The 21,750-nt window shown below is 43.5% G+C and carries 17 protein-coding genes, 1 tRNA gene and 1 pseudogene; 16 read left to right on the top strand and 3 right to left on the bottom strand.

Annotated features, from left to right (window positions below; all coding sequences use genetic code 11):
- Window positions 1–42 precede the first annotated feature (42 nt).
- Complete coding sequence (locus tag ACTNEW_RS06605) at window positions 43–630, bottom strand: AAA family ATPase (RefSeq protein WP_441059262.1); 588 nt, start codon at window positions 628–630, stop codon at window positions 43–45.
- A gap of 300 nt (window positions 631–930) precedes the next feature.
- On the opposite strand from ACTNEW_RS06605, the gene ACTNEW_RS06600 reads away from it, so the two are divergent.
- From ACTNEW_RS06600 to ACTNEW_RS06540, 13 genes and pseudogenes are all read left to right on the top strand, one after another.
- Window positions 931–1,749, top strand: coding sequence for an FAD binding domain-containing protein (locus tag ACTNEW_RS06600; RefSeq protein ID WP_441059260.1), 819 nt, complete (start codon window positions 931–933; stop codon window positions 1,747–1,749).
- Window positions 1,739–2,212, top strand: coding sequence for a (2Fe-2S)-binding protein (locus tag ACTNEW_RS06595; RefSeq protein WP_441059258.1), 474 nt, complete (start codon window positions 1,739–1,741; stop codon window positions 2,210–2,212). Before ACTNEW_RS06600 ends, ACTNEW_RS06595 begins: the two co-directional genes overlap by 11 nt.
- The gene (locus ACTNEW_RS06590; RefSeq protein ID WP_441059256.1) at window positions 2,209–4,494 is read left to right on the top strand and encodes a xanthine dehydrogenase family protein molybdopterin-binding subunit; all 2,286 of its coding nucleotides are present in this window, start codon (window positions 2,209–2,211) and stop codon (window positions 4,492–4,494) included. Before ACTNEW_RS06595 ends, ACTNEW_RS06590 begins: the two co-directional genes overlap by 4 nt.
- Window positions 4,495–4,501: 7 nt before the next feature.
- Window positions 4,502–5,557 carry a DUF6077 domain-containing protein gene (locus ACTNEW_RS06585; protein WP_441059254.1) on the top strand — a complete coding sequence of 352 codons (1,056 nt, stop codon included), beginning with the start codon at window positions 4,502–4,504 and terminating at the stop codon, window positions 5,555–5,557.
- 12 nt (window positions 5,558–5,569) lie between these two features.
- Window positions 5,570–6,412 (top strand): hypothetical protein, encoded by an 843-nt coding sequence (locus ACTNEW_RS06580; RefSeq protein WP_441059252.1) that lies wholly within the window; start codon window positions 5,570–5,572, stop codon window positions 6,410–6,412.
- Window positions 6,413–6,556: 144 nt separating this feature from the next.
- Window positions 6,557–6,628: transfer RNA gene (locus tag ACTNEW_RS06575), tRNA-Arg, on the top strand.
- A 55-nt stretch (window positions 6,629–6,683) separates the two neighbouring features.
- Window positions 6,684–7,610, top strand: a complete 927-nt coding sequence (locus ACTNEW_RS06570; RefSeq protein ID WP_441059250.1) for an SH3 domain-containing protein — start codon at window positions 6,684–6,686, stop codon at window positions 7,608–7,610.
- 178 nt (window positions 7,611–7,788) lie between these two features.
- A pseudogene (locus ACTNEW_RS06565) lies at window positions 7,789–8,517 on the top strand (pseudouridine synthase); the annotation flags it as partial.
- 88 nt (window positions 8,518–8,605) lie between these two features.
- Window positions 8,606–10,570, top strand: a complete 1,965-nt coding sequence (ligA, locus tag ACTNEW_RS06560; protein WP_441059248.1) for an NAD-dependent DNA ligase LigA — start codon at window positions 8,606–8,608, stop codon at window positions 10,568–10,570.
- 107 nt (window positions 10,571–10,677) lie between these two features.
- Window positions 10,678–11,610, top strand: coding sequence for a homoserine O-acetyltransferase MetA (gene metA, locus ACTNEW_RS06555; protein ID WP_441059246.1), 933 nt, complete (start codon window positions 10,678–10,680; stop codon window positions 11,608–11,610).
- Between the two features lie 38 nt (window positions 11,611–11,648).
- Window positions 11,649–13,040 (top strand): polysaccharide deacetylase family protein, encoded by a 1,392-nt coding sequence (locus tag ACTNEW_RS06550; RefSeq protein ID WP_441059244.1) that lies wholly within the window; start codon window positions 11,649–11,651, stop codon window positions 13,038–13,040.
- Window positions 13,041–13,214: 174 nt separating this feature from the next.
- Window positions 13,215–13,805: a zinc dependent phospholipase C family protein gene (locus ACTNEW_RS06545; RefSeq protein ID WP_441059242.1), complete on the top strand. Its 591-nt coding sequence runs from the start codon at window positions 13,215–13,217 to the stop codon at window positions 13,803–13,805.
- A 203-nt stretch (window positions 13,806–14,008) separates the two neighbouring features.
- A complete protein-coding gene (locus tag ACTNEW_RS06540) occupies window positions 14,009–16,042 on the top strand; it encodes an NlpC/P60 family protein (RefSeq protein WP_441059240.1) in 2,034 nt (677 codons plus the stop codon).
- 110 nt (window positions 16,043–16,152) lie between these two features.
- Here the strand turns inward: ACTNEW_RS06540 and ACTNEW_RS06535 are convergent, their stop codons facing one another.
- Window positions 16,153–16,791, bottom strand: a complete 639-nt coding sequence (locus tag ACTNEW_RS06535) for a PduL/EutD family phosphate acyltransferase (protein WP_441059238.1) — start codon at window positions 16,789–16,791, stop codon at window positions 16,153–16,155.
- 210 nt (window positions 16,792–17,001) lie between these two features.
- Here ACTNEW_RS06535 and ACTNEW_RS06530 point away from each other — a divergent pair, with 210 nt between their 5' ends.
- The 3 genes from ACTNEW_RS06530 (at window position 17,002) to ybaK (ending at window position 19,611) form a co-directional block, all read left to right on the top strand.
- The gene (locus ACTNEW_RS06530; protein ID WP_441059236.1) at window positions 17,002–18,240 is read left to right on the top strand and encodes a transglutaminase domain-containing protein; all 1,239 of its coding nucleotides are present in this window, start codon (window positions 17,002–17,004) and stop codon (window positions 18,238–18,240) included.
- An 83-nt stretch (window positions 18,241–18,323) separates the two neighbouring features.
- Window positions 18,324–19,076: a TM7S3/TM198-like domain-containing protein gene (locus tag ACTNEW_RS06525; RefSeq protein ID WP_441059234.1), complete on the top strand. Its 753-nt coding sequence runs from the start codon at window positions 18,324–18,326 to the stop codon at window positions 19,074–19,076.
- A 58-nt stretch (window positions 19,077–19,134) separates the two neighbouring features.
- Window positions 19,135–19,611 carry a Cys-tRNA(Pro) deacylase gene (ybaK, locus tag ACTNEW_RS06520; protein WP_441059232.1) on the top strand — a complete coding sequence of 159 codons (477 nt, stop codon included), beginning with the start codon at window positions 19,135–19,137 and terminating at the stop codon, window positions 19,609–19,611.
- 254 nt (window positions 19,612–19,865) lie between these two features.
- Here ybaK and ACTNEW_RS06515 read toward each other — a convergent pair whose 3' ends face one another.
- Window positions 19,866–21,506, bottom strand: coding sequence for an ABC-F family ATP-binding cassette domain-containing protein (locus ACTNEW_RS06515; RefSeq protein ID WP_441059230.1), 1,641 nt, complete (start codon window positions 21,504–21,506; stop codon window positions 19,866–19,868).
- Window positions 21,507–21,750: the final 244 nt, after the last annotated feature.

Raw genomic sequence — 21,750 nt, 5'->3', positions numbered from 1 at the left:
AGTGGTGTTTTTTTGCAATAGATCTCATAAAAAGGAAGCCCGTTAAAGGCTTCCTTTTAAAACATTCAGAATCTGTTCTGTGGTAAAACGGCTGCTGTCGATACAGAGATCATATTCTTTCATATCGGTCCAGCTGGAATCCGTAAAGTATTCGTAATATGCTTTTCGTTCTTTGTCCATACGTCTGACAAGTTTGCGTACGCTTTTTTCCTCGCGTCCGGTTCTCTCCATAACTGTTTTTACCCGGTACTCAAAAGGCGCATAAATGAAAACGCTCATAGTTTTATCTTTCAGGATATGATTGGCACATCTTCCAACGATGACGCAGTCTTCTTTATCTGCAAGATTGATGATGATATCACGCTGCACTTCGTAGAGGACATCATTCATTGGAATAAAATGATACTCCGGATTCATCTGCACTTCGTAGTCTACCGGGAAAAGCCACTGGTTGGCTTTTTTCTCGTCTACTTTGGCGAGTTCATCAAAAGGAATCTTTTTTTCTTTGCTTGCCAGTTCAATTAATTCCTTGTCATAAAAATGAATATCAAGTTCTTCTGCAAGTGCCTTTCCAATCGCGCGTCCACCGCTTCCAAACATGCGGTTAATGGTAATGATCCGTTTACTCATAAGGATTCCTCCCTTCCTGGAATACAGAGTATGGTTCTGTCATTGTGAATAATTACCATATTTTCCTTCTTTTGTATCTATATTATATCACAAATAGACAGAAAAAGCACCTGATTATTGATATATTTTTTGATGTACCAGATGCAAATATCCATGTTCAGGATTTTTTATATGTTTTTGAAATCACAGACTGGAAATTTGAGATGATTCCTGTTAAAATTGAAAAGAAAATGTCTATTTTTATGCCCTTTGTAAAAGGACAGAAAAAATTTGTAAAATACATTTAGAAAGGATAACGGAATGCTGAAAATCAGGAATTATATAAAAGTAAAAAGCGTTGCCGAGGCCTATGAACTGAATCAGAAAAAAACAGCCTGTGTTTTGGGCGGAATGGTATGGCTGAAGATGGGAAATCGGAATGTTTCCACAGCCATTGATCTGTCCGGTCTGGGACTGGATACGATTTCGGAAACGGAAGAAGAATTTGTGATTGGCTGTATGACGTCGCTCAGAGATCTGGAAGTGAATCCTGCGCTGGATGCCTTTTCTCATGGAGCGGTCAGGGAAAGCCTTCGTCATATTGTAGGTGTACAGTTTCGCAATTGTGCGACAGTAGGAGGCAGTATTTATGGAAGATATGGATTTTCCGATGTACTGACCATGTTTCTGGCTATGGATACCTGGGTAGAGCTTTACCAGGGCGGAATCATTCCTCTGGCAGAATTTGCCTCCATGAAAAAAGACAGAGATATTCTGGTAAATATTATTGTGAAAAAAACACCGGTATTTTGCAGCTATATCAGTCAGCGTAATTCGGAAACCGATTTTCCGGTGCTGACATGTGCGGCATCTCTTATTGGAGAAGATGCTGTTACGGTGATCGGTGCCCGGCCGGGACGGGCGATGATTGTAGAAGATACTCGCGGGATTATGAAGGGATTTAAGGAAATGACCAAAAAGCAGCGTGAAGCTGCAATCCGGTCCTTTGCAGAGTATGCAGCGCAGAAGGTACCTGTCGGAGGAAATATGCGTGCGTCTGCAGAGTACAGGAAACTTCTGGTAAAGGTATTGACCAGAAGAGCATGGGAAGCAGTAGGAGGAATGAAAAATGAATATTAGTTTTTGGCTGAACGGTGTCTGTGTCAGCGGAGAAGCAGAACCGGATACCCTGCTTCTTGATTTTCTTCGCCAGAAAGGCTGTTACAGTGTAAAAAGAGGCTGTGAAACTGCCAACTGCGGACTCTGTACAGTTCTTATGGATGGAAAACCGGTTTTGTCCTGCAGTGTTCTTGCGGTTCGGGCAGAAGGACACAAAATCATTACTCTGGAAGGAATGCAGAAAGAAGCGGAAGAATTTGGAAGCTTTCTTGCAGATGAAGGAGCAGAACAGTGCGGCTTCTGCAATCCCGGGTTTATTATGAATGTTTTTGCCATGCTGAAAGAAATTCCGGATCCTACGGAAGAGGAAATCCGGGAATATCTGTCCGGAAATCTTTGCCGCTGTTCCGGATTTGTGGGACAGACAAGAAGTATTCTGAAGTTCCTTCAGTACAAAAAAGCACAGAAGGAGGGAGAAGAATGAAATACGTCAATCAGCCGGTGCGGAAAAGTGACGCCATGTCCCTTGTAACAGGAAAACCGGTATATACAGATGATCTTGCCCCAAAAGACTGCCTGATCGTAAAAATTTTAAGAAGCCCTTATGCAAATGCATGGATTGAAGATATTCGTACAGGAACTGCTGCTCAGGTAAGTGGTATTGCCTGTGTTTTTACATACAAGGATGTGCCTCAGAAACGCTTTACGCTTGCCGGACAGACTTATCCGGAAATGAGTCCTTATGACCGTCTGATCCTGGACCGGCATGTGCGTTTTGTCGGAGATGCGGTGGCAATCGTTGCGGGAGAAACAGAGGCTGCAGTAGATAAGGCATTGAAGCGTATTAAAGTCAAGTATCGTGTAGAGGAACCGGTGCTTGATATTCATACAGCCATGGATCATAAGACTCTGGTTCATCCGGAGGGTAACTGGGAATCCAAAGTGCCTGTGGGAGCAGATAATAAACGGAATCTCTGTGCTTCCTATACAGAAGAATCCGGAAATGTGGAAGAACTTCTGGCACAGTGCAAATATACCGTGGATCAGGTTTATCATACAAAAGCAAATCAGCAGGCAATGATGGAAACATTCCGCAGTTATTGTTATATGGACCATTTCGGACGATTGAATGTGGTTTCATCGACACAGATCCCATTCCATGTAAGGAGAATTCTGGGAACAGCCCTGGATATTCCTTCATCGAAGATCCGTGTGATCAAGCCGCGTATCGGCGGAGGATTCGGTGCGAAACAGACTGCTGTATCCGATGTATATCCTGCATTTGTGACCTGGAAAACAGGACGTCCATGTAAGCTTGTCTATTCCAGATATGAATCGCAGATCTGTTCTTCTCCGCGGCATGAAATGGAAATTCGTGTTCGTGCAGGAGCGGATGAAAATGGAATCGTCCGTGTTCTGGATGTGTATTCTCTGTCCAACACCGGTGCTTACGGTGAGCATGGACCGACAACAGTTTCTCTGAGCGGGCATAAATCCATTGCTCTTTACCGTCACCTGGAAGCTTACCGGTTTGCCTACGATGTGGTCTATACGAATATGCAGGCTGCCGGAGCATACCGCGGTTATGGTGCCACACAGGGTATTTTTGCGGTAGAATCTGCAGTGAATGAACTGGCAGCACAGATGCATATGGATCCTGTAAAAATCAGAGAACTGAATATGCCTCTGGAAGGCGGTCCGCTTCCGGGATATCCGGACAGCCCTTATGCAACAAGCTGTGCCATGGATCAGTGTATGGTCCGGGCAAAAGAAATGATGGACTGGGATGCCAAATATCCATGCCGCGATATGGGAAACGGCAAGGTGCGCGGTGTCGGTGTTGCGATGGCAATGCAGGGATCATCCATTGCAGGCGTTGATGTAGGCGGTGCGGATCTGAAGCTGAATGAAGACGGTTCCTATACACTGGGGCTTGGATGTACCGATATGGGTACGGGCTGTGATACCATTATGGCTCAGATTGCTGCCGAATGTCTGGAAACTTCCATGGAAAATATTGTTGTGTTCGGTGTGGATACCGATATTTCTCCATATGATTCCGGCTCTTACGCATCCGCGACAACGTATACTACCGGTGTTGCTGTGATGCATGCGTGTGAAGCCCTGCGGGAAAAAATCTGTGCGCTTGGCGCCGCTATGCTGGATGCAGAAAAAGATCAGGTGGATTTTGACGGAGAATATGTATATTCCAGTGATAAAAAAGTTTCGCTCAGGGAGATTGCTGTAAAAGGTACCTGCGGAAATACCCAGGAACTTCAGGTGACAAGATCGCATTCATCTCAGATTTCTCCGCCTCCTTATATGGTGGGAATGGCTGAAGTGGAGATCGATAAAGAAACAGGAAGCGTAAAGGTGCTGGATTATGTAGCAGTTGCAGACTGCGGAACACCGATCAACCCGAACCTGGCGCGTGTGCAGACCGAGGGCGGAATTGCCCAGGGAATCGGCATGGCACTGTATGAAGATGTACAGTACAGCGAAAAGGGCGCTGTCCGTAATAATTCCTTTATGCAGTATAAGATTCCAAGCAGAATGGATATTGGTTCCATACGTGTGGATTTCCGCAGCAGTTATGAAGAGACAGGGCCTTTCGGGGCAAAATCGATCGGAGAACTGGTTATCGATACGCCATCTCCGGCAATTGCCAATGCGATTTATAATGCAGTAGGAGTAAGAGCAAGAGAGCTTCCTATTACACCGGAAAAAATTGCGATGGGAATTCTGGAGCAGGAAGAAAGGGAATAAGCAGATTATGATAGAGTTAATGAGAGCAGGATGCGGATTCTGTCTTCAGTTTTTGGTGTTTTTTGTTTTTGGAAGTGTATTGATGAAAACGCTGAAAATGAAACAGGATTCTTCAATGGCAGTGATCCTTGGCTATCTCCTTTATTTTTCCATATTTGAACTTATCGTTGTGCCAATGACTCTTCTTTGGGTACCTTTACATGCTTTTTCTGTTTGCTGGGGAATACTGCTTATCGTTGTTTGGGGTATCGGTACAGTATTGATGAGGAAACAGTGGGCAGCTCAATGTCTTAAGATTTCAGAAGTCTGGAAGGAGCATTCCTGGATGCTTCTTCTGGCGGCAGCCGTAATTGTATTTCAATGCGTGGTTGTGGCTTTGTATCAGGATACGACTGCGGATGCAGCATATTATGTCGGAACAGTCTCTACTTCTGTCTATACAGGAACGATGTGCCGCTATAATCCATATACCGGCAGCCTTTTGAAAGAATTTGAAGAACGATATGTTTTTTCAGGTTATCCGATGCATAACGCTGTCTGGTGTGAACTTTTAGGAATTCATCCGATTGTACAGTCAAAAACAGTGATGTCCGTTATGAATGTACTGGTCGCCAATCTGATCATCTATCAGATCGGAAAGAGACTGTTTGATAACAATAAAAAGAAAGCAGACATGATGGTATGTTTTGTATGCCTGCTGCAGTTGTTTACAAATACCATTTATACTTCAGGCACGTTTTTCTTTACAAGAGCATACGAAGGAAAATCACTCCTTGCAAATATTGCGATACCGGCAGTTTTGTACTGCAGCATCTGGTTCTGGAAGGAAGAGGAAAGAAATATGTGGATTATGCTCTTTCTGTCATCTTTGAGCGCGGTATGTTTTTCGGGGTCTTCGATTATTCTGCTGGCTGCCATAGCGGCAGGTATTTTTCCGATGCTATGGCAGCGTAAAAATGTTAAAAAGGTGATTCCGCTGTGTATTTGTATGATTCCGGAAGTGCTGTATTTTCTTCTGTATTATGGTACAAAAACCGGATGGTTTGTATTTCATGCATCATAAGGAGGGATAAGTATGGCTGGAGTCAGCATTGAGGAATTAGGTCTGCGGTTTGTGCGGGTCTGTGCAGAAGAATACTGGGGCAGCTGTCTGTTTCCGATTTTATTTCTGTGTGGAATATTATGGAGTTTATTTTATCATAAAAAACAGACAGCGCGTATTTTTCTCTGCTATGCACTTTCTCTGGCGTTAACGGTATATAATCCGTTATTTGTGAAGTATGTCATCCCGAAAATGAATTTCGAAGACGAATATTACCGCTTTTTCTGGATTCTTCCTGTGATTCCGGGAATTGCCTATTATGCAGTCCGAATTATTTGCTCTCGAAAAAAAACAGCCGGGAAAATAGTGGCCGCATTACTGATGGTCGCAATTATTGTATGTTCCGGAACACCTATGCAGGGAATTGCCCAAAATTTTACTGCTGCGGAAAATCTTTATAAAGTGCCTGATGAGCTCAGGTCCGTCTGTTCGGTGATTCACGGAGATGGTAAGAAAGAAAATCCGAGAGTAGTATTCGATATTGGATTGAATTTTACTGCAAGGCAGTACGATGCTTCACTTTTTCTGGTACTGAACCGGGATGCGGTGCTTTATCGGGCAGGTTCCGGTGTGATCAAAGTAAATTCGGAAAAAGCCAGTTATCAAAGACAGAAAGCAATTATGGATGTTGTATATTATAATGAAGATGTAGACAAAGATATATTTTGTGATGCTTTGATTACTGCCAAAACGGATTATCTGGTTGTATCTGTCTTGAATCTGAAACATGACTATTTAAAAGAAGTCGGCTGTATACCGATTGCGCAGACAGAAGAATATGTGGTATATCGGTTTGACTGGGAAGAGAAAAAATAATTTTTTATAACACACTTTTGGGATGTTAATTAGAAAAGTCATTATTTTCAGTGATTTCCCCGGATTTTAATAATCAAACATAAAACTTTACAAATCCCAAAAAGTGTGTTATAGTATAAAAGTCTTGGGATTACCAATTAATATGCACCTGTAGCTCAGTGGATAGAGCAGTGGTTTCCGGTACCATGTGCGGGGGTTCGATTCCCTTCAGGTGTATTGTCCGGAACGGGTCTTCCGTTCCGGCGTGTTGTATTATAAGGAGGACAAGAACTTGGATAATTTCAGAGAATGGTTATCAGATAACCTTCGCTATTTTATGCTTGGCGGAGCAATTCTGTTAATCGTTGCTGTGGCTATTCTGGGTTTTCGTGCATGCGTCGGAAGCAATAAGGGGAATTCCGAATCAAAGCAGCAGGAAGCCGGACAGCTGTCAGCGGAGAACAACGACCAGGGAAATGTTCCTTCTTCTCCGGAAGATGATGGGGAGACAAACGACGGGAAGAAAGAAGATACCAATCCCATGGAAAAAAATAATGCAGAAATGACTGCATTGATTAAGAGCTATTACAAGGCTCTTGGGGAGAAAGATATTGCCACACTCAGAACTCTGGAGTATGATCTGTCACCGTCAGATGAAGCCAGAATTACCAATTCCAAAGATTACATTGAAGGGTATGAAGTTAAGGATGTCTACAGTAAAAAGGGATTGACAGAAGATTCTTATGTAGTATATGCTGTTTTTCAATACATGTGTAAGGGAATTGATACACCGGTGCCTGCATTGAGTCAGTTTTATGTGGAAACGGACAGTGAAGGCAAACTGAAAATTGATGGGGGCGCTCTGCAGGATGCAGAGATTACTGCTTATACGGATGAAATGCAGAAAGATGCGGATGTGGCAGAGCTTATTGCAGAAGTACAGGCAGAAAATGAAAAAGCACAGCAGGAGGATCCTGCACTTGCGGAATTTCTTGAAGGACTTGGAGAAGATGGTCAGTCATCTTCTGTATCGGAAAATGGTACAAAGCTTACGGTAATAGAAGAATGTAATGTAAGAGAGTCTGCGGACAGTGAAGCAGAAATTATTGATGTTCTTTCTGCCGGAACAGAGGTCGAAAAAACAGGCCAGGAAGGTGAATGGATCCAGATCAGTTATGATGGTATTTCAGGGTATGTTCACAACAGTCTTCTTGAGTAAGTCTGATAAAAAGTAAATATGGTATGTAAAAGGGGATGCCGCATTGGAAAACCTATGTGCGGGAGCCCCTTTTTTGTGACAAAGGAAAAGGGAAAACCATAAAGGGAAACACAGGTTGCGGATATACGAAAAAAAATATATAATAAAAAACGGGTATGGAGAAACAGAGCAAATCTATATGAATACAGGGAAGCAAACAGAACCTATGAACCATCAAAAAACAGACAATCTTGTGAACTGTCAAAAAACAGACAGCTCTGGTGATATCAGAATCAATAAATTTTTGAGCGAAACGGGAGTCTGTTCCCGAAGGGAAGCGGATCGCCTGATTGCATCCGGGAGAGTAAGCGTAAATGGACATGCAGCAGAACCGGGAGAAAGAATCTCATCAGAAGATGATGTATTGGTAGATGGGAAAAAAGTAACAAAAGAGGAACGGCGGGTACTTCTTTTGTTTTATAAACCGCGCGGAATTGTGTGCAGTACCAGGAAGCAGAGACAGGAGACTACTGTAACGGAATACCTGAAATATCCTCTTCGCATCTATCCGATTGGAAGACTTGATAAAGAGTCGGAGGGACTTCTCCTCATGACAAATCAGGGAGATCTGGTCAATAGAATCATGCGTGCCGGGAATCGCCATGAAAAAGAATATCTGGTTGCAGTAGACAGGCCTGTAACGGATGAATTTTTAAAGAATATGGCATCCGGTGTTCCGATTCTGGATACCGTGACGCGTCCCTGTACAGTCGAACGGACAGGAAAAAAGAGTTTCCGTATCATACTGACCCAGGGACTGAACCGTCAGATCCGACGAATGTGTGAATATTTTGGATATCATGTCACCACTCTGAAAAGAATACGTATTATGAATCTGACACTGGATGGGATACCAGAAGGAGGTTATCGGGAAATTTCCTCTGAAGAATGGAGGACGCTGACTTCCATGCTGGCATTTTCATCGAATGAAACTGTAATTGAAACAGGAGGACAACATGGAAACAGGAGCATCCATACAGGAAATGAAAGAACTGTCCAGAAAACTGAACGAAGCAGCAAAGGCATATTATCAGGAAGACCGGGAAATCATGAGCAATCTGGAGTACGACGCTCTTTACGACAGACTTCAGGAACTGGAAAAAGAAACCGGAACCGTTCTGGCAGGAAGTCCGACCGTCAGCGTGGGGTATGAAGCCGTTGACTCACTGCCGAAAGAGACCCATGAGAGTCCCATGCTTTCTCTGGATAAAACAAAAGACCGCGAGGTGCTGAGATCATTTATCGGAAATCACAGAACACTGCTCTCCTGGAAGCTGGATGGACTGACTATTGTTCTGACGTATGAACATGGAGAACTGCAAAAAGCTGTTACCCGCGGAAATGGAACAACCGGTGAGGTCATTACCAATAATGCAAAGGTATTCTGTAATATACCGCTTAAGATTCCGTATCAGGGTCGGCTGGTACTGAGAGGGGAAGCCATTATTACGTATTCTGATTTTGAAAAAATCAATGCATCCATTGAAGATGTGGACGCACGTTATAAAAACCCGAGAAATCTTTGCAGCGGCTCTGTCCGGCAGCTGAACAATCAGATCACTGCACGGAGAAATGTACATTTTTATGCGTTCAGTCTGGTAAGCGCAGAAAATGTGGATATGCATAATTCCAGGGAGTATCAGTTTCAGTGGCTGGTTTCACAGGGATTTGAAGTCGTGGAATATCGTATGGTAACCTCGGAAACACTTGATGAGGCGATGGATTATTTTGCAGAAGCAATATCCGGGAATGATTTTCCTTCAGATGGATTGGTTGCACTATATGATGATATTGCGTTTGGAGAGTCGCTTGGACGTACGGCCAAGTTCCCGAGGAATGCATTTGCCTTTAAATGGGCGGATGAAATCCGGGAAACACATCTTCTTGAAATAGAATGGAGTCCGTCGAGAACCGGTCTGATCAATCCGGTAGCTGTTTTTGAACCGGTGGAACTGGAAGGAACTACTGTAAGCCGGGCAAGCGTACACAATGTCAGTATCGTTAAAGAACTGGAACTTGGTATCGGCGATGTGATTCAGGTATACAAAGCCAATATGATCATACCGCAGATTGCAGAAAATCTTACAAGAAGCAGGAAGCTGATCATTCCTGATCAATGCCCTGCATGCGGACAGGAAGCAAAGGTGATCAGAGAAAATGAGGTGGAAGCACTCTACTGTATGAATCCTGACTGTGCCGCAAAAAAGATAAAGGCCTTTACCCTGTTTGTCAGTCGTGATGCCATGAATATTGACGGCTTATCGGAAGCTACGCTGGAGAAATTTATTGCCAGAGGCTATATCCATGATTTTGGTGATATCTTTGAGATTGAGAAATATCGGAATGAGATCACGTCGATGGAAGGCTTTGGAGAAAAATCTTTTGACAATCTTCTGGCAAGCCTTGAAAAGGCCAGAGAAACAACTCTTCCCAGAGTCATCTACAGTCTGGGAATTGCCAATATCGGTCTGGCCAATGCCAAAGTAATCTGCCGTTATTTTGATGATGATCTGGAAAAAATACGGCATGCCCAAACGGATGAGATCAGTGCAATCGATGGAATCGGTCCTGTGATCGCGCAGAATATGACCGGCTATTTTGCAAAGGAAGAGAATAACCGGAAACTGGATCACCTTCTGAGTCATCTGATCATCCAAAAAGAAGAAATTTCCGGTGAACAGATTTTGGCAGGAATGAATTTTGTGATTACAGGAAGCGTGGAACATTTTGCCAACAGAGGAGAAGTGAAAACACTGATTGAATCCATGGGAGGCAAGGTTACCGGTTCTGTAACCGGCAAAACGAATTATCTGATCAATAATGATACAACTTCCAATTCATCCAAAAACAAAAAAGCGAAAGAACTGGGGGTTCCGATTATATCTGAAATGGAATTCCTGAAAATGACAGGAAAAGCATAGTGGAAATAAAATGAGAAAAAATCAGAACTAACCAGTAGAGGAATCGTGTTCTGATTTATGATAAAATATGCAGGCTTGTGAAAGCCATACTTCGAGGAGGAAGAAATATGCCAATTAAAATACAGAGTGATCTGCCGGTGAAAGAAATACTGGAACGGGAAAATATTTTTGTGATGGATGAGAACCGGGCACTTCATCAGGATATCCGTCCGATCAATATTCTGGTACTGAATCTGATGCCGCTCAAGGAGGAAACGGAACTTCAGCTTCTGCGTTCCCTTTCCAATACACCGCTTCAGGTAGATGTAACGTTTATGACAGTGGAAAGCCACGAATCCAAAAACACGTCTTTGAGCCACTTGAATAAGTTTTATCAGACGTTTCCTGAACTGAAAGACCTGAAGTTTGACGGAATGATCATTACAGGAGCGCCTGTAGAGCAGATGACATTTGAGGAGGTGGATTACTGGAAGGAACTGGAAGAGATTATGGACTGGACAGAATCTCATGTTACTTCCACTATTTTCCTGTGCTGGGCGGCACAGGCTGCACTATATCACTTCTACGGACTTCAGAAGAAACCGCTGGATTCCAAGATGTTCGGACTTTTCTGGCACAAAGTATTAAACCGTAAGATTCCGCTGGTCCGTGGATTTGATGATATGTTCCTTGCACCGCATTCCAGACATACGGAGGTGCCGATTGCAGATATCCACGCATGCGAAAAACTGATGGTACTTGCGGAATCGGACGAGGCAGGACTGTTTCTTGCGATGGCTGATGAAGGACGTAAGATCTTTGTGATGGGGCATCCGGAATATGACAGAATTACGCTTGACGGAGAATACAAACGTGACATGAGCAAAGGATTGCCGATCGATATTCCGAAGAATTATTACCGCGATGATGATCCGGAATACCGTCCGCTGCTTATGTGGCGTGCGCATGCCAACAATCTTTATACAAACTGGCTGAATTATTACGTATATCAGAGCACTCCTTATGACCTGTACGGCACACCGGATTTCCGTGCAGAATAAACGGATTTTAACAGACTTTCAGATAAGGAGGTAATAAGATGCCGGGGGATAAAAAACGGACGAATCCAGTACTGTTTATGATTTTGATTTTGCTGTGCGTATTTTTCGGAATTATATTGACAGGATCCTCTGCGAAACGTTCTTCGGGTGTGACTGGAACAGAGCCGGATATGTTTGTTGCCGCAGATAAAGAAGATGCCATTTCTCATGCGGACGACAGCCTGGTGGACGGGGATTCACAGGATACAGAAAATGTTTCAGAGCCAACTGTGACGCCCGAACCTATAGAAAAACCTGTGGAGGAGGAAGAACCGCAGAAAGAAGAACCGCAGAAAGAAGAAGCTTCTCCCGAAGCATCAAAAGGGGTATGGACTTCTAGCGGAAGCAACTGGATGTTCCTTGTTGATGGTGCTCCATATACTGGATGGCTGATTGATACGGACGGACATCATTATTATTTTGATAAAGATGGCATTATGCAGACCGGCTGGCTGGAAGACGACGGAAACACATATTATCTGGATATGGATGGCATCATGCAGACCGGAGAAGTCATAATAGACAAAGAAACCTATGTTTTTCTGAATGATGGCAGACTGAAAGATGGTAAGACGGAGACTTCCGGAAAAGATGCAGAAGCAAAGCAGACAGAAGAATCTGTGTCAGAGAAGAAGCTGGAAGAATCGAAGAAATCAGAAACAAAAGATAAAGGAACAGCGGAGACAGAAGAAAAAGACGATAAAGCGGCGGAAGAAAGCGAAGAAAAAACAGCTGCAGCTCAGGAAGAAGCGCAATCCGATGATAAAAAAACAAATCAGAGTCAGAATAAGAAAACAGTTGCCCTGACATTTGATGATGGTCCAAGCTCTTTCACGGACAGACTTCTCGACTGTCTGGAAGCGAATCAGGCGAAAGCCACTTTTTTCCTTGTGGGTGAGGAAGCCAGTTATTTTCCGGATCAGGTAAAGCGTATCGATTCTCTGGGATGCGAGATTGGCAATCATTCTTACTCTCATACGGATTTTACCACTCTGGATTCTGATGGAATCGCTTCAGAGATTGCCAGAACCGACCAGCTGATCCAGGAACTGACAGGGCATGTTTCCACAGTATTAAGACCGCCCTACGGTTCAATCAATGATGCGGTGGTATCTCAGGTGACTGTGCCGATGATTCTCTGGTCCATTGATACAGAGGACTGGGAAACACTTGATGCCCAGAAAACAGCGGATGCTGTGCTTTCTCAGGTTGAGGATGGTTCTATCGTTCTTATGCATGATATTTATTCACAGACTGTGGATGCTGCTGAAATAATTATTCCGAAACTGATAGAACAGGGTTACGAACTGGTGACCGTTCATGAGCTTGCAGAGACTCATGGCATAGAGCTTCAGGCTGGAAGTACGTACAGTGTTTTCAATGGAAAATAAAAAGTACATAAAAAAATACAATTTTTCACATTTTTTTACGAATAGATGAATTGCAATCAGAAATGATTTCTGTTATAGTTGATTTGGTTGCAGATAACGAAAAGGTGAAGAAATCCGCTTTTTCTGTACAATGTTTTCGGTAACATCCGCAGAACAGGAAAGAAGAGGACAACATTGAGAAAAAAATCCCACATCCTTCTGGCAGGCTATCTGGCAGATCAAATGAAAACGGCTCACAGCCTTCAGTTACATAGAAAAGCGTTTTGTCTGGGAAGCATTCTTCCGGACTGCAAGCCTTCCTTTTTGACGACAAGGCATGAATATTTCGGGACATTTGGGAATATTCAGGACAGAATTCGTTTTCTGGTGGAGAATGGTTCTCAGGTCTGCAATGAGAGAGTGTTCTGGCGCCGTTTCGGTGAAGTGATTCATTATATTGCTGATTATTTCACTTTTCCGCATAATAAGACGTTTCATGGAACATTTATGGAACACAACCATTATGAAAAAGAACTGAAAAATGGCCTTAAAAAATGTATTCAGAACGGAGAAGCAGCAGTCCTTCTCAAAGATGAACAGACCATTCATTTTGGCAATTTGCAGGAGCTGATTTCTTATGTTGAAAGAAAGCATGCAGATTACCTTAGGAAAGTTCGCACAATTGAAGAAGATATCCGTTATATCCTTTCTGTTTGTCTTCAGGTGGTTCGTGGAATGTTTGAACTGTGTATGTCACACGGCAATTTTGAATTTACTGTTGCGTAAGAATGAAGTGTGAAGAAAATGTGAATTTTTTATATATCCGCCGGAGTGAAGACTCCGGCGGTTGATTTTGTGGAAAAATTATGCTAAAATACACAGGTACTATGTAAGTTGGAGAATAATTAGTTGAAATTCTGCTATATAGCATACCTTTATAGTGGGGAGTAAAGGGATGCCCAAGGAAAGAAGGGAGCATCTTATTTATTATGAAAAATAAGTATTTAACAAGATGTTTATGTATAACATTGATATCCACAATGGTTATGGCAGGTTCTTTCTCTGCGATGGCTTCTGATGAAGCGGATCTGACAGCTTCGGAAGTTGCTTCTGCTGAGGTGAAGGCCGTGGATACAACGACAGCGGCTGCTCAGTCTGAAGTTGTTCCGGTTGCCGAAACATCAGCAGAGTCTCCGGTAATCAATCAGGAACCGGGATCGACAGGCGGCAGCGATGAATCTGGCAGCAGCGGACAGGAAGCAAATCAGGAGCCTTCCGATAATAAGTCGGATGAAAACGGCAGTGCATCATCAGAAGAGGATAATTCTTTTGATTCTGAGGAATCGGTTACACCAGGACCATCAGAGACACCGTCTCCATCAGAGAGTCCTGCCCCATCAGAAACACCAACACCGTCAGAGACGCCGGAACCAACAGAGACACCCGATGGAGAACTGACGCCAACACCAACACCGGACGGGGAACTTACCCCAACGCCGGAACCATCTGAAACACCGACGCCGACTCCGGAAGAAGGACTTCTTCCAGAGAATGTGAAGGAAATTGTCGATGGGATTCAGGCTTTGAGTGAAGTGGAGATTACGCTGGATTATGAACTTCAGGTGAAGAGCCTTCGCCTGAAATATGATAAACTTTCAGCGGAAGAACAGGCATTGGTAAGTAATTACGATTTGCTGTTAGGTTATGAGAACATTATATCCGAATTAAAGGCCGCAGCTGATGAGGACAAGACTGACGAATTTGGGGACGGTTCGGAGATTACGGATGGAACCGGCATTCAGACGATCGATGTAAAAGTCGGTGAACCTGTATATTACACCAATATGGTATCCAATATCCATGCAGGAAAAGAATTCTACCTGGATACGTTGAAAAGTGAGTATCAGCTGACTTTTTCCGAAGATTTTGCAAGCGTGATGGATTCCATAGAAAAAGATTACAAGAAAAAATACAAACTGGAAGATGCAAGTGATTCCCGTACAGACGGTGTGACAACTTCAGAGGATACGTTTCTGGTAAGAAACTGGCAGGATATCATTGCCGTGTATATCTATGAAAAAAGTAAAGAAGGTGCAGCTTCTTTTACACTGGATTCTTCCTGCAAGGAGGAACTTGCTGCGATTTTTGAAGAAATGAATCCGGTTGTCAGAGATAAGGAGCATATCACAAACGTTTCTTACGGTAATCGCCATATCAATTACTATATTAAGAAAAATGAGATTTCCCGTGAGGACAGGCAGATTCTGAAAAAGTATGTCGAGACAGACTGCAAGCTGCTTTGTGCAACAGTTACTGCCGCAAAAGGCTTTGTTCGCCAGAGCGTTGGAGATGATGTGTCGGAAGAACGCGTGAATGTAATTGCTGCAGCTTATTCGCTGGTTGGTAAGGTTGGATATTTCTGGGGCGGTAAATCTACCGTGTTTGGAGATGACCCTTCCTGGGGAACAGCTGAGAGAGTAACATCGGCAGGAAGCAACAGTACAGGGACTGTGCGTGCCTACGGACTGGACTGCAGCGGCTTTGTCACCTGGGCAGTTGTGAACGGATATCATGACCAGTCTATGCAGAGTGCGGTCGGAGACGGAACATCGGAACAATGGGTGAATGCACAAGTTGTCAGTGAACAGGATGCTCAGCCTGGGGATCTTGTATTCCAGAGAGGTCCGGAAGCAGGTTCCGATAATCATGTTGGAATTCTGTGCGGAAAGACAGATTCCGGCGACTGGATTGCGGTACATTGCTCTTCGAGTAAGAATGGAGTCACAGTCGGAGAGGCTTACAGCGCAAGCTTCCGTTATATCAGACAGCCTTCCTTCTATTCAGGAGACAGCAGCTATGATACCAATTACTGGGACAGCATTGCTGCAGGACAGAACAGTGTAAAAGTCGGAAATGCCCTTCAGAATATTATAAAAGAAAACAGTTTTACATCGCCTGAAGAAACAGAAGAGAAAAATATCCTTACGGATATGGCAGATGTAGAGTTGTTTATCGGAGAATAAGAAAAGGAAAACCATGCTGGTGCGTTGAGAATCAGCATGGTTTTTTGCACAAATAGAACGATGATTCCAGAGCGTGTTTGCAAATTGCTCTGGTAAAAGAAAAAGAAGTGTCAGCGATGAATTCCGGAAAGTACTTCTTCAATCCATTTGTCCGTATTGTAATTATCATCAAAAAGTCTGACAATGACACCGTAAGGTTCTGCATCACTGGAAAATGCGTTTGCTTCGTCTGTATCAACGTGCATAGCCAAATGGAAATTCTGGTTGACACGTACCACAACATCTGCATAGATCAGAGCACGTCCATAACTTTTTGTAAGGACAAAAACTTCATCATTGTCACGGACGCGTAAGGACCACGCATCCTCCGGAGTCATGTGGATGTGGCGTTTGGCAACGATCACACCTTTGGGGATTTCAAGAGAACCTCCCGGACCGATCAGCGTACAGCCGGGAGTACCTTCTGTATCTCCGGACTGACGGATAATACCGGGAAGACCGAGCTTCCGGGTATCAGTAAGAGACACTTCTACCTGTGTTTCTTTACGAAAAGGTCCCAGAATCGCCATGTTTTCAAACTTGCCGGATGGCCCCTGGACCGTCAGGCGTTCTTTACAAAGGTATTGGCCGGGCTGGCTGAGCTCTTTTGTATAATGAAGCTCTGCTCCTTCCCCGAACAGTTTTTCAAAATCTTCTCTGGAGACATGAATATGTCTTGCAGATGTTTCAATTGGAATTTTTACACTCATAATAAACCTCCCGAAAGGATAAGATGCGATCAGGGTACATGGTACCGGAATAATCTGGTCAAACAGACTGACCATACAGTCTTTAACAGTTTAACGCGTTTGAAGAAAAATAGCAATCATTTCCTTTGATTATTGAGGATTCGATTTACAAACAGAGGGTGAATCATATATAATGTCTCATATCGATTGGATACAGGAACAGGAGTACAGATGAAGAAAAAGAATAGATGGATAAAATGGATACTTCTTTTCTGCATGGTTTTATCCGGAATTATGCTGTGGAAAGAAATTCCGTGCGTTTCTGAAGTGAGTAATCCTTCTGCAGGGTTCGGTGAATGGCTAAGCTCTGCCATGGAATTTTGGGGGAGTGAACCTGCGGAAGTAAAGAATCTGCGGGAGCAGGAAGTGATACAGGCAGAAGAGGGACATCAGGAGTATTATTTTAAACTGCTGACGGAGGAGGAACAGCGTGGATACAGAGAAATGCTTGATGGTATCCGGGCAAGGCAGGAGGAGTTTTATGTCACTATTTGTGACAATGAAGAAGTTGACAGAGCTTATCATGCGCTTCTGAAGGATCACCCGGAGTTATATTGGGTTCATAACCGCCTGCAGGTGTATAAAACAACTTATGAAGGCAGTGATTATTGTTTGTTTTCTCCGGGATATTCCTATACGGAAGAGGAAATAATACAAATCGACCAGTCGATTGAACTTGCGTGGCAGGAAGTGAATGAACTTCTTCCGGAAAATGCGGATATCTATGAGATCGTAAAGACGGTTTACACATATCTGATTGATTCGACAGAATACATGCTGTCGGAAGATGATCAGAGTATTGCAGGCATATTCTGGAAGAAAAGCGCGGTCTGCGCGGGTTATGCCGGTGCGCTGCAGTATCTGCTGGAACGTTTTGGAATTCCCTGTATTTATGTAGATGGGGATGCAGATGGCAGTGATGAGGGTCATGCGTGGAATATCGTTCAGATTGACGGCGAGTATTACTATGTGGATGCGACGAATGGAGATCAGCCTCAGTTCCTGGAAGGAGACGCAGTGCAGATGGCGGAACATAAGACGACGATTTATGATTATCTTTGTCCTTTTCCTGATGAGTATGAAATAACATATTGGCCTTCTGAAGAATTTGCTGTTCCGGACTGTACAGCCACGGAGAAGAATTTTTACATCCTGAATCAGGGATGCTTTGACACCTATGACTATCAGACGATTTATGAATACTGCAAGATGCGCTTGAATTATGGTGCAGCTGTTGTACGTTTTAAATTCAGCAGTCAGGAAGCTTTTGATCTGGCTTATGCTGACTTGATACAGGGAAATGGTGTTCAGGAAGTTGCCAGATATTATATGGACCTTTATGGGATGAATGAGGTGGAATATCATTATGGGATTCTGGATCATATGAAAACATTTTATTTTATGTTCTGACACAGGAATATGCTTTCAGAAAACGAAAAGGATGCTGCTGTCTGACGAAATGATAATGAAACAGTGATGAGGAGGAAGAGAGTATGGCAGATGTATTGACAGGAATTATGGAAATATTGGAACGATTTCGTAATATGGAGACGATTCCTTCTGTGATGATTGGAATATTTGGTATCCTGATGATATTTGGGATTATGAATTGTGTACTTGGATACCGGCTGCTGAGATTCTGGGTGATGCTTTTCGGATTTGTGGGAGGTGCGCTTGCAGGACTGTTTGTGGCAAGGAGTATGGGCATCGAAGACAACATGATTTATCTTGCGGCAATGCTCGGAGGCGGTATTGCTCTTGGCGTTATCGCATTTCTTGTCTACCGGTTCGGCATTTTTGTTCTTGGTGCCGGAATTGGTATGACTCTGAGCGTTTATATTCTGCATCCGACTACTTCGGCAATCTTTTTCCTGTGTATCCTGATCGGAGTGGCGATCGGGGTGCTTGGTGTTCGATTTGCCAGAGAAGTGATCATTGTGGGAACCAGCCTTCTGGGAGGAATTTTGGCTGGGTATTCTCTTACCAAAATCGGAGGTCTGGCTGAATTTCCGTATGCACTGGCGCTTAGTGCCGGTTTTGCAGTGCTTGGCCTGATCATTCAGTTTGCGACGAATCACAGAGATGAGGACGAAGACGAAGAAGATTCTGCCTATGAGGATCATGGCAGATACGCAGAAGAAAGGAAATCCAAATACGAGTATAAAAGAGCGGATGATTTTGATGAGGAATCGTATGAGGATGAGGAGATAAGCAATAACAATAAAAAGAAACGAGGGAAATTCTGATACAGAATGAATGATCCATCACAGATGACAGAATTTTCGGTACAGGAGGAAAGAAACAATGGCGAAAGAAGCAAAAACAAATGCAATGCGCATGCTGGACAGACAAAAAATTACATATGAGACTCTTACCTATGAATGTGATGAGTTTATTGACGGAATCCACAGTGCGGATCTTACAGGCGCCCCTTATGAGCAATCATTTAAAACACTGGTAATGGAAGGGAAGAGCGGAGGATATTATGTGTTTGTTGTCCCTATCGAAAAAGAAGTGGATCGAAAAGAGGCGGCAAAAGCAGTGGGAGAAAAGTCTGTTGATATGATCCATGTAAAAGATATTCTGAAAATTACCGGTTATGTACGGGGAGGCTGCAGTCCGATCGGAATGAAGAAAGCCTATCCAACGGTGTTTGACAGTTCTGCAGGAAATTTTGATGAGATTTATGTAAGCGGAGGACGCATTGGTCTTACTTTGAAGGTTCCTCTGGATGCATTGCTCAAAGTGACGGGAGGAAAGCTGGCGGATATCACAGTATAAGAAAGAATCCTGCTTTGCAGGATTCTCCGCCTGCGGCGGATTGCTTTAGCAATATATTTCCGCTCCGCCGCAGTGCGATCCTGCCCGAAGGGCTTTCTTATATCATAGGAAAATGCAAAGCACTTTCCTATGATATGAGAAAAGGAATACAGGGAATGAATGATATCTTCATCCCTGTATTCCTTTTTTGTTTTCGTAATATCTGAGTCAACAGAAATTTCCGCTCAGAGATAGAATCCTCTGTTTCTGTAAGATCAGTTATCGTTCTCGTCCTCTTCGTTCATGGTATAAACATGACGTTTCTTGGCCATTTCATCACTTGCAAGATATTCATCATAAGTAGTGATTTTGTCTACCAGGGTACCATTCGGAAGGATTTCCATAATACGGTTGGCAGTTGTCTGTACAAACTGGTGGTCATGAGAAGTGAAAAGGATGACTCCCGGAAATTTAATCAGACCATTGTTCAGTGCAGTGATGGATTCCATATCCAGATGGTTGGTAGGCTCATCAAGAAGCAGGATATTTGCACCGGAGATCATCATTTTGGAAAGAAGGCAGCGTACCTTTTCACCACCGGAAAGCACCTTCACACGTTTTACTCCGTCTTCACCAGGGAAGAGCATACGTCCGAGGAAGCCACGCACATAGGTTGCATCCTTGATCTCGGAATACTGTGTCAGCCAGTCGGTGATTGTCAGGTCGTTATCAAATTCCTTTGTACTGTCCTTCGGGAAATAAGCCTGAGAAGTTGTAACACCCCATTTGTAATTTCCTTCGTCCGGTTCCATTTCTCCCATAAGAATCTTGAAAAATGTGGTAGTAGCCTGCTCGTTGGCGCCGACAAAAGCAACTTTGTCGTTATGTCCGAGAGTAAAAGTGATATTGTCAAGAACTTTTACGCCATCGATGGTTTTGGAAAGATTCTCTACCATCAGAACTTCGTTTCCGATTTCACGGTTGGGACGGAAATCAATATATGGATATTTGCGGCTGGAAGGACGCATTTCATCCAGCTGGATTTTTTCCAGGGCACGCTTACGGGAAGTAGCCTGTTTGGATTTGGAAGCATTTGCGCTGAATCGGGAAATGAATTCCTGCAATTCCTTGATTTTTTCTTCTTTTTTCTTATTGGCTTCTTTCATCTGTTTGATGAGGAGCTGACTGGATTCAAACCAGAAATCATAGTTTCCGGCATAAAGCTGGATTTTGCCGTAGTCAATATCCGCAGTATGGGTACATACTTTATTTAAGAAATAACGGTCATGAGAAACAACGATGACGGTGTTGTCAAAGTTGATCAGAAATTCCTCCAGCCATTCAATAGCCGGCAGATCCAGGTGGTTGGTAGGCTCGTCGAGAAGAAGGATATCCGGATTACCGAAAAGCGCCTGTGCAAGGAGAACTTTTACCTTCTGGCTACCGGTAAGGTCTGCCATCGGAGTATAATGGAATTCTGTTTCGATGCCAAGACCGTTCAGAAGAGTCGCTGCATCGGATTCTGCCTCCCATCCGTTCATTTCGGCGAATTCGCCTTCCAGTTCGCTGGCACGGATGCCATCTTCGTCTGTGAAATCTTCTTTGGCATAGATGGCTTCTTTTTCTTTCATAATCTCATAGAGTCTTGCGTTGCCCATAATTACGGTATCCAAAACCGGGTAAGCATCATATTTAAAATGATCCTGCTGCAGGAAGGAAAGCCGCTGTCCGGGAGTGATGACTACATCACCTTTCGTCGGCTCAAGCTGTCCGGAAAGGATCTTCAGAAAGGTGGATTTTCCTGCTCCGTTGGCGCCGATCAGACCATAGCAGTTGCCTTCGGTAAATTTGATATTAACGTCTTCGAATAAGGCTTTTTTGCCTACACGCAACGTGATATTATTTGCTGAAATCATAAGGTACCTCTTTTCCTGTTTGTAAGTGACTGTTCTCTGACAGGGAACAGCTACGGTTATGGTTTCTTTATTTCCTATTATAATGCTACGATTGCTTTTGTAGCCGATTTCCATTGTACCGTAAAATAGGGATTTTGCAAGAGGTATTTTTGAATTCCAACGGATTTTTCCGAAAAAAGTGCGCTTTACACGGGAGAGGGATATTGTTATAATTTCGATAAGCAAAAAAATGGCTGCTGCGAAC

Origin of the sequence: Blautia sp. HCP3S3_G3 (genome assembly GCF_052063365.1) — a bacterium.
Lineage (GTDB): Bacteria > Bacillota > Clostridia > Lachnospirales > Lachnospiraceae > Blautia_A.
The sequence above is the reverse complement of the archived record's forward strand: the minus strand, read 5'-3'. Positions and strand labels throughout refer to the sequence as shown.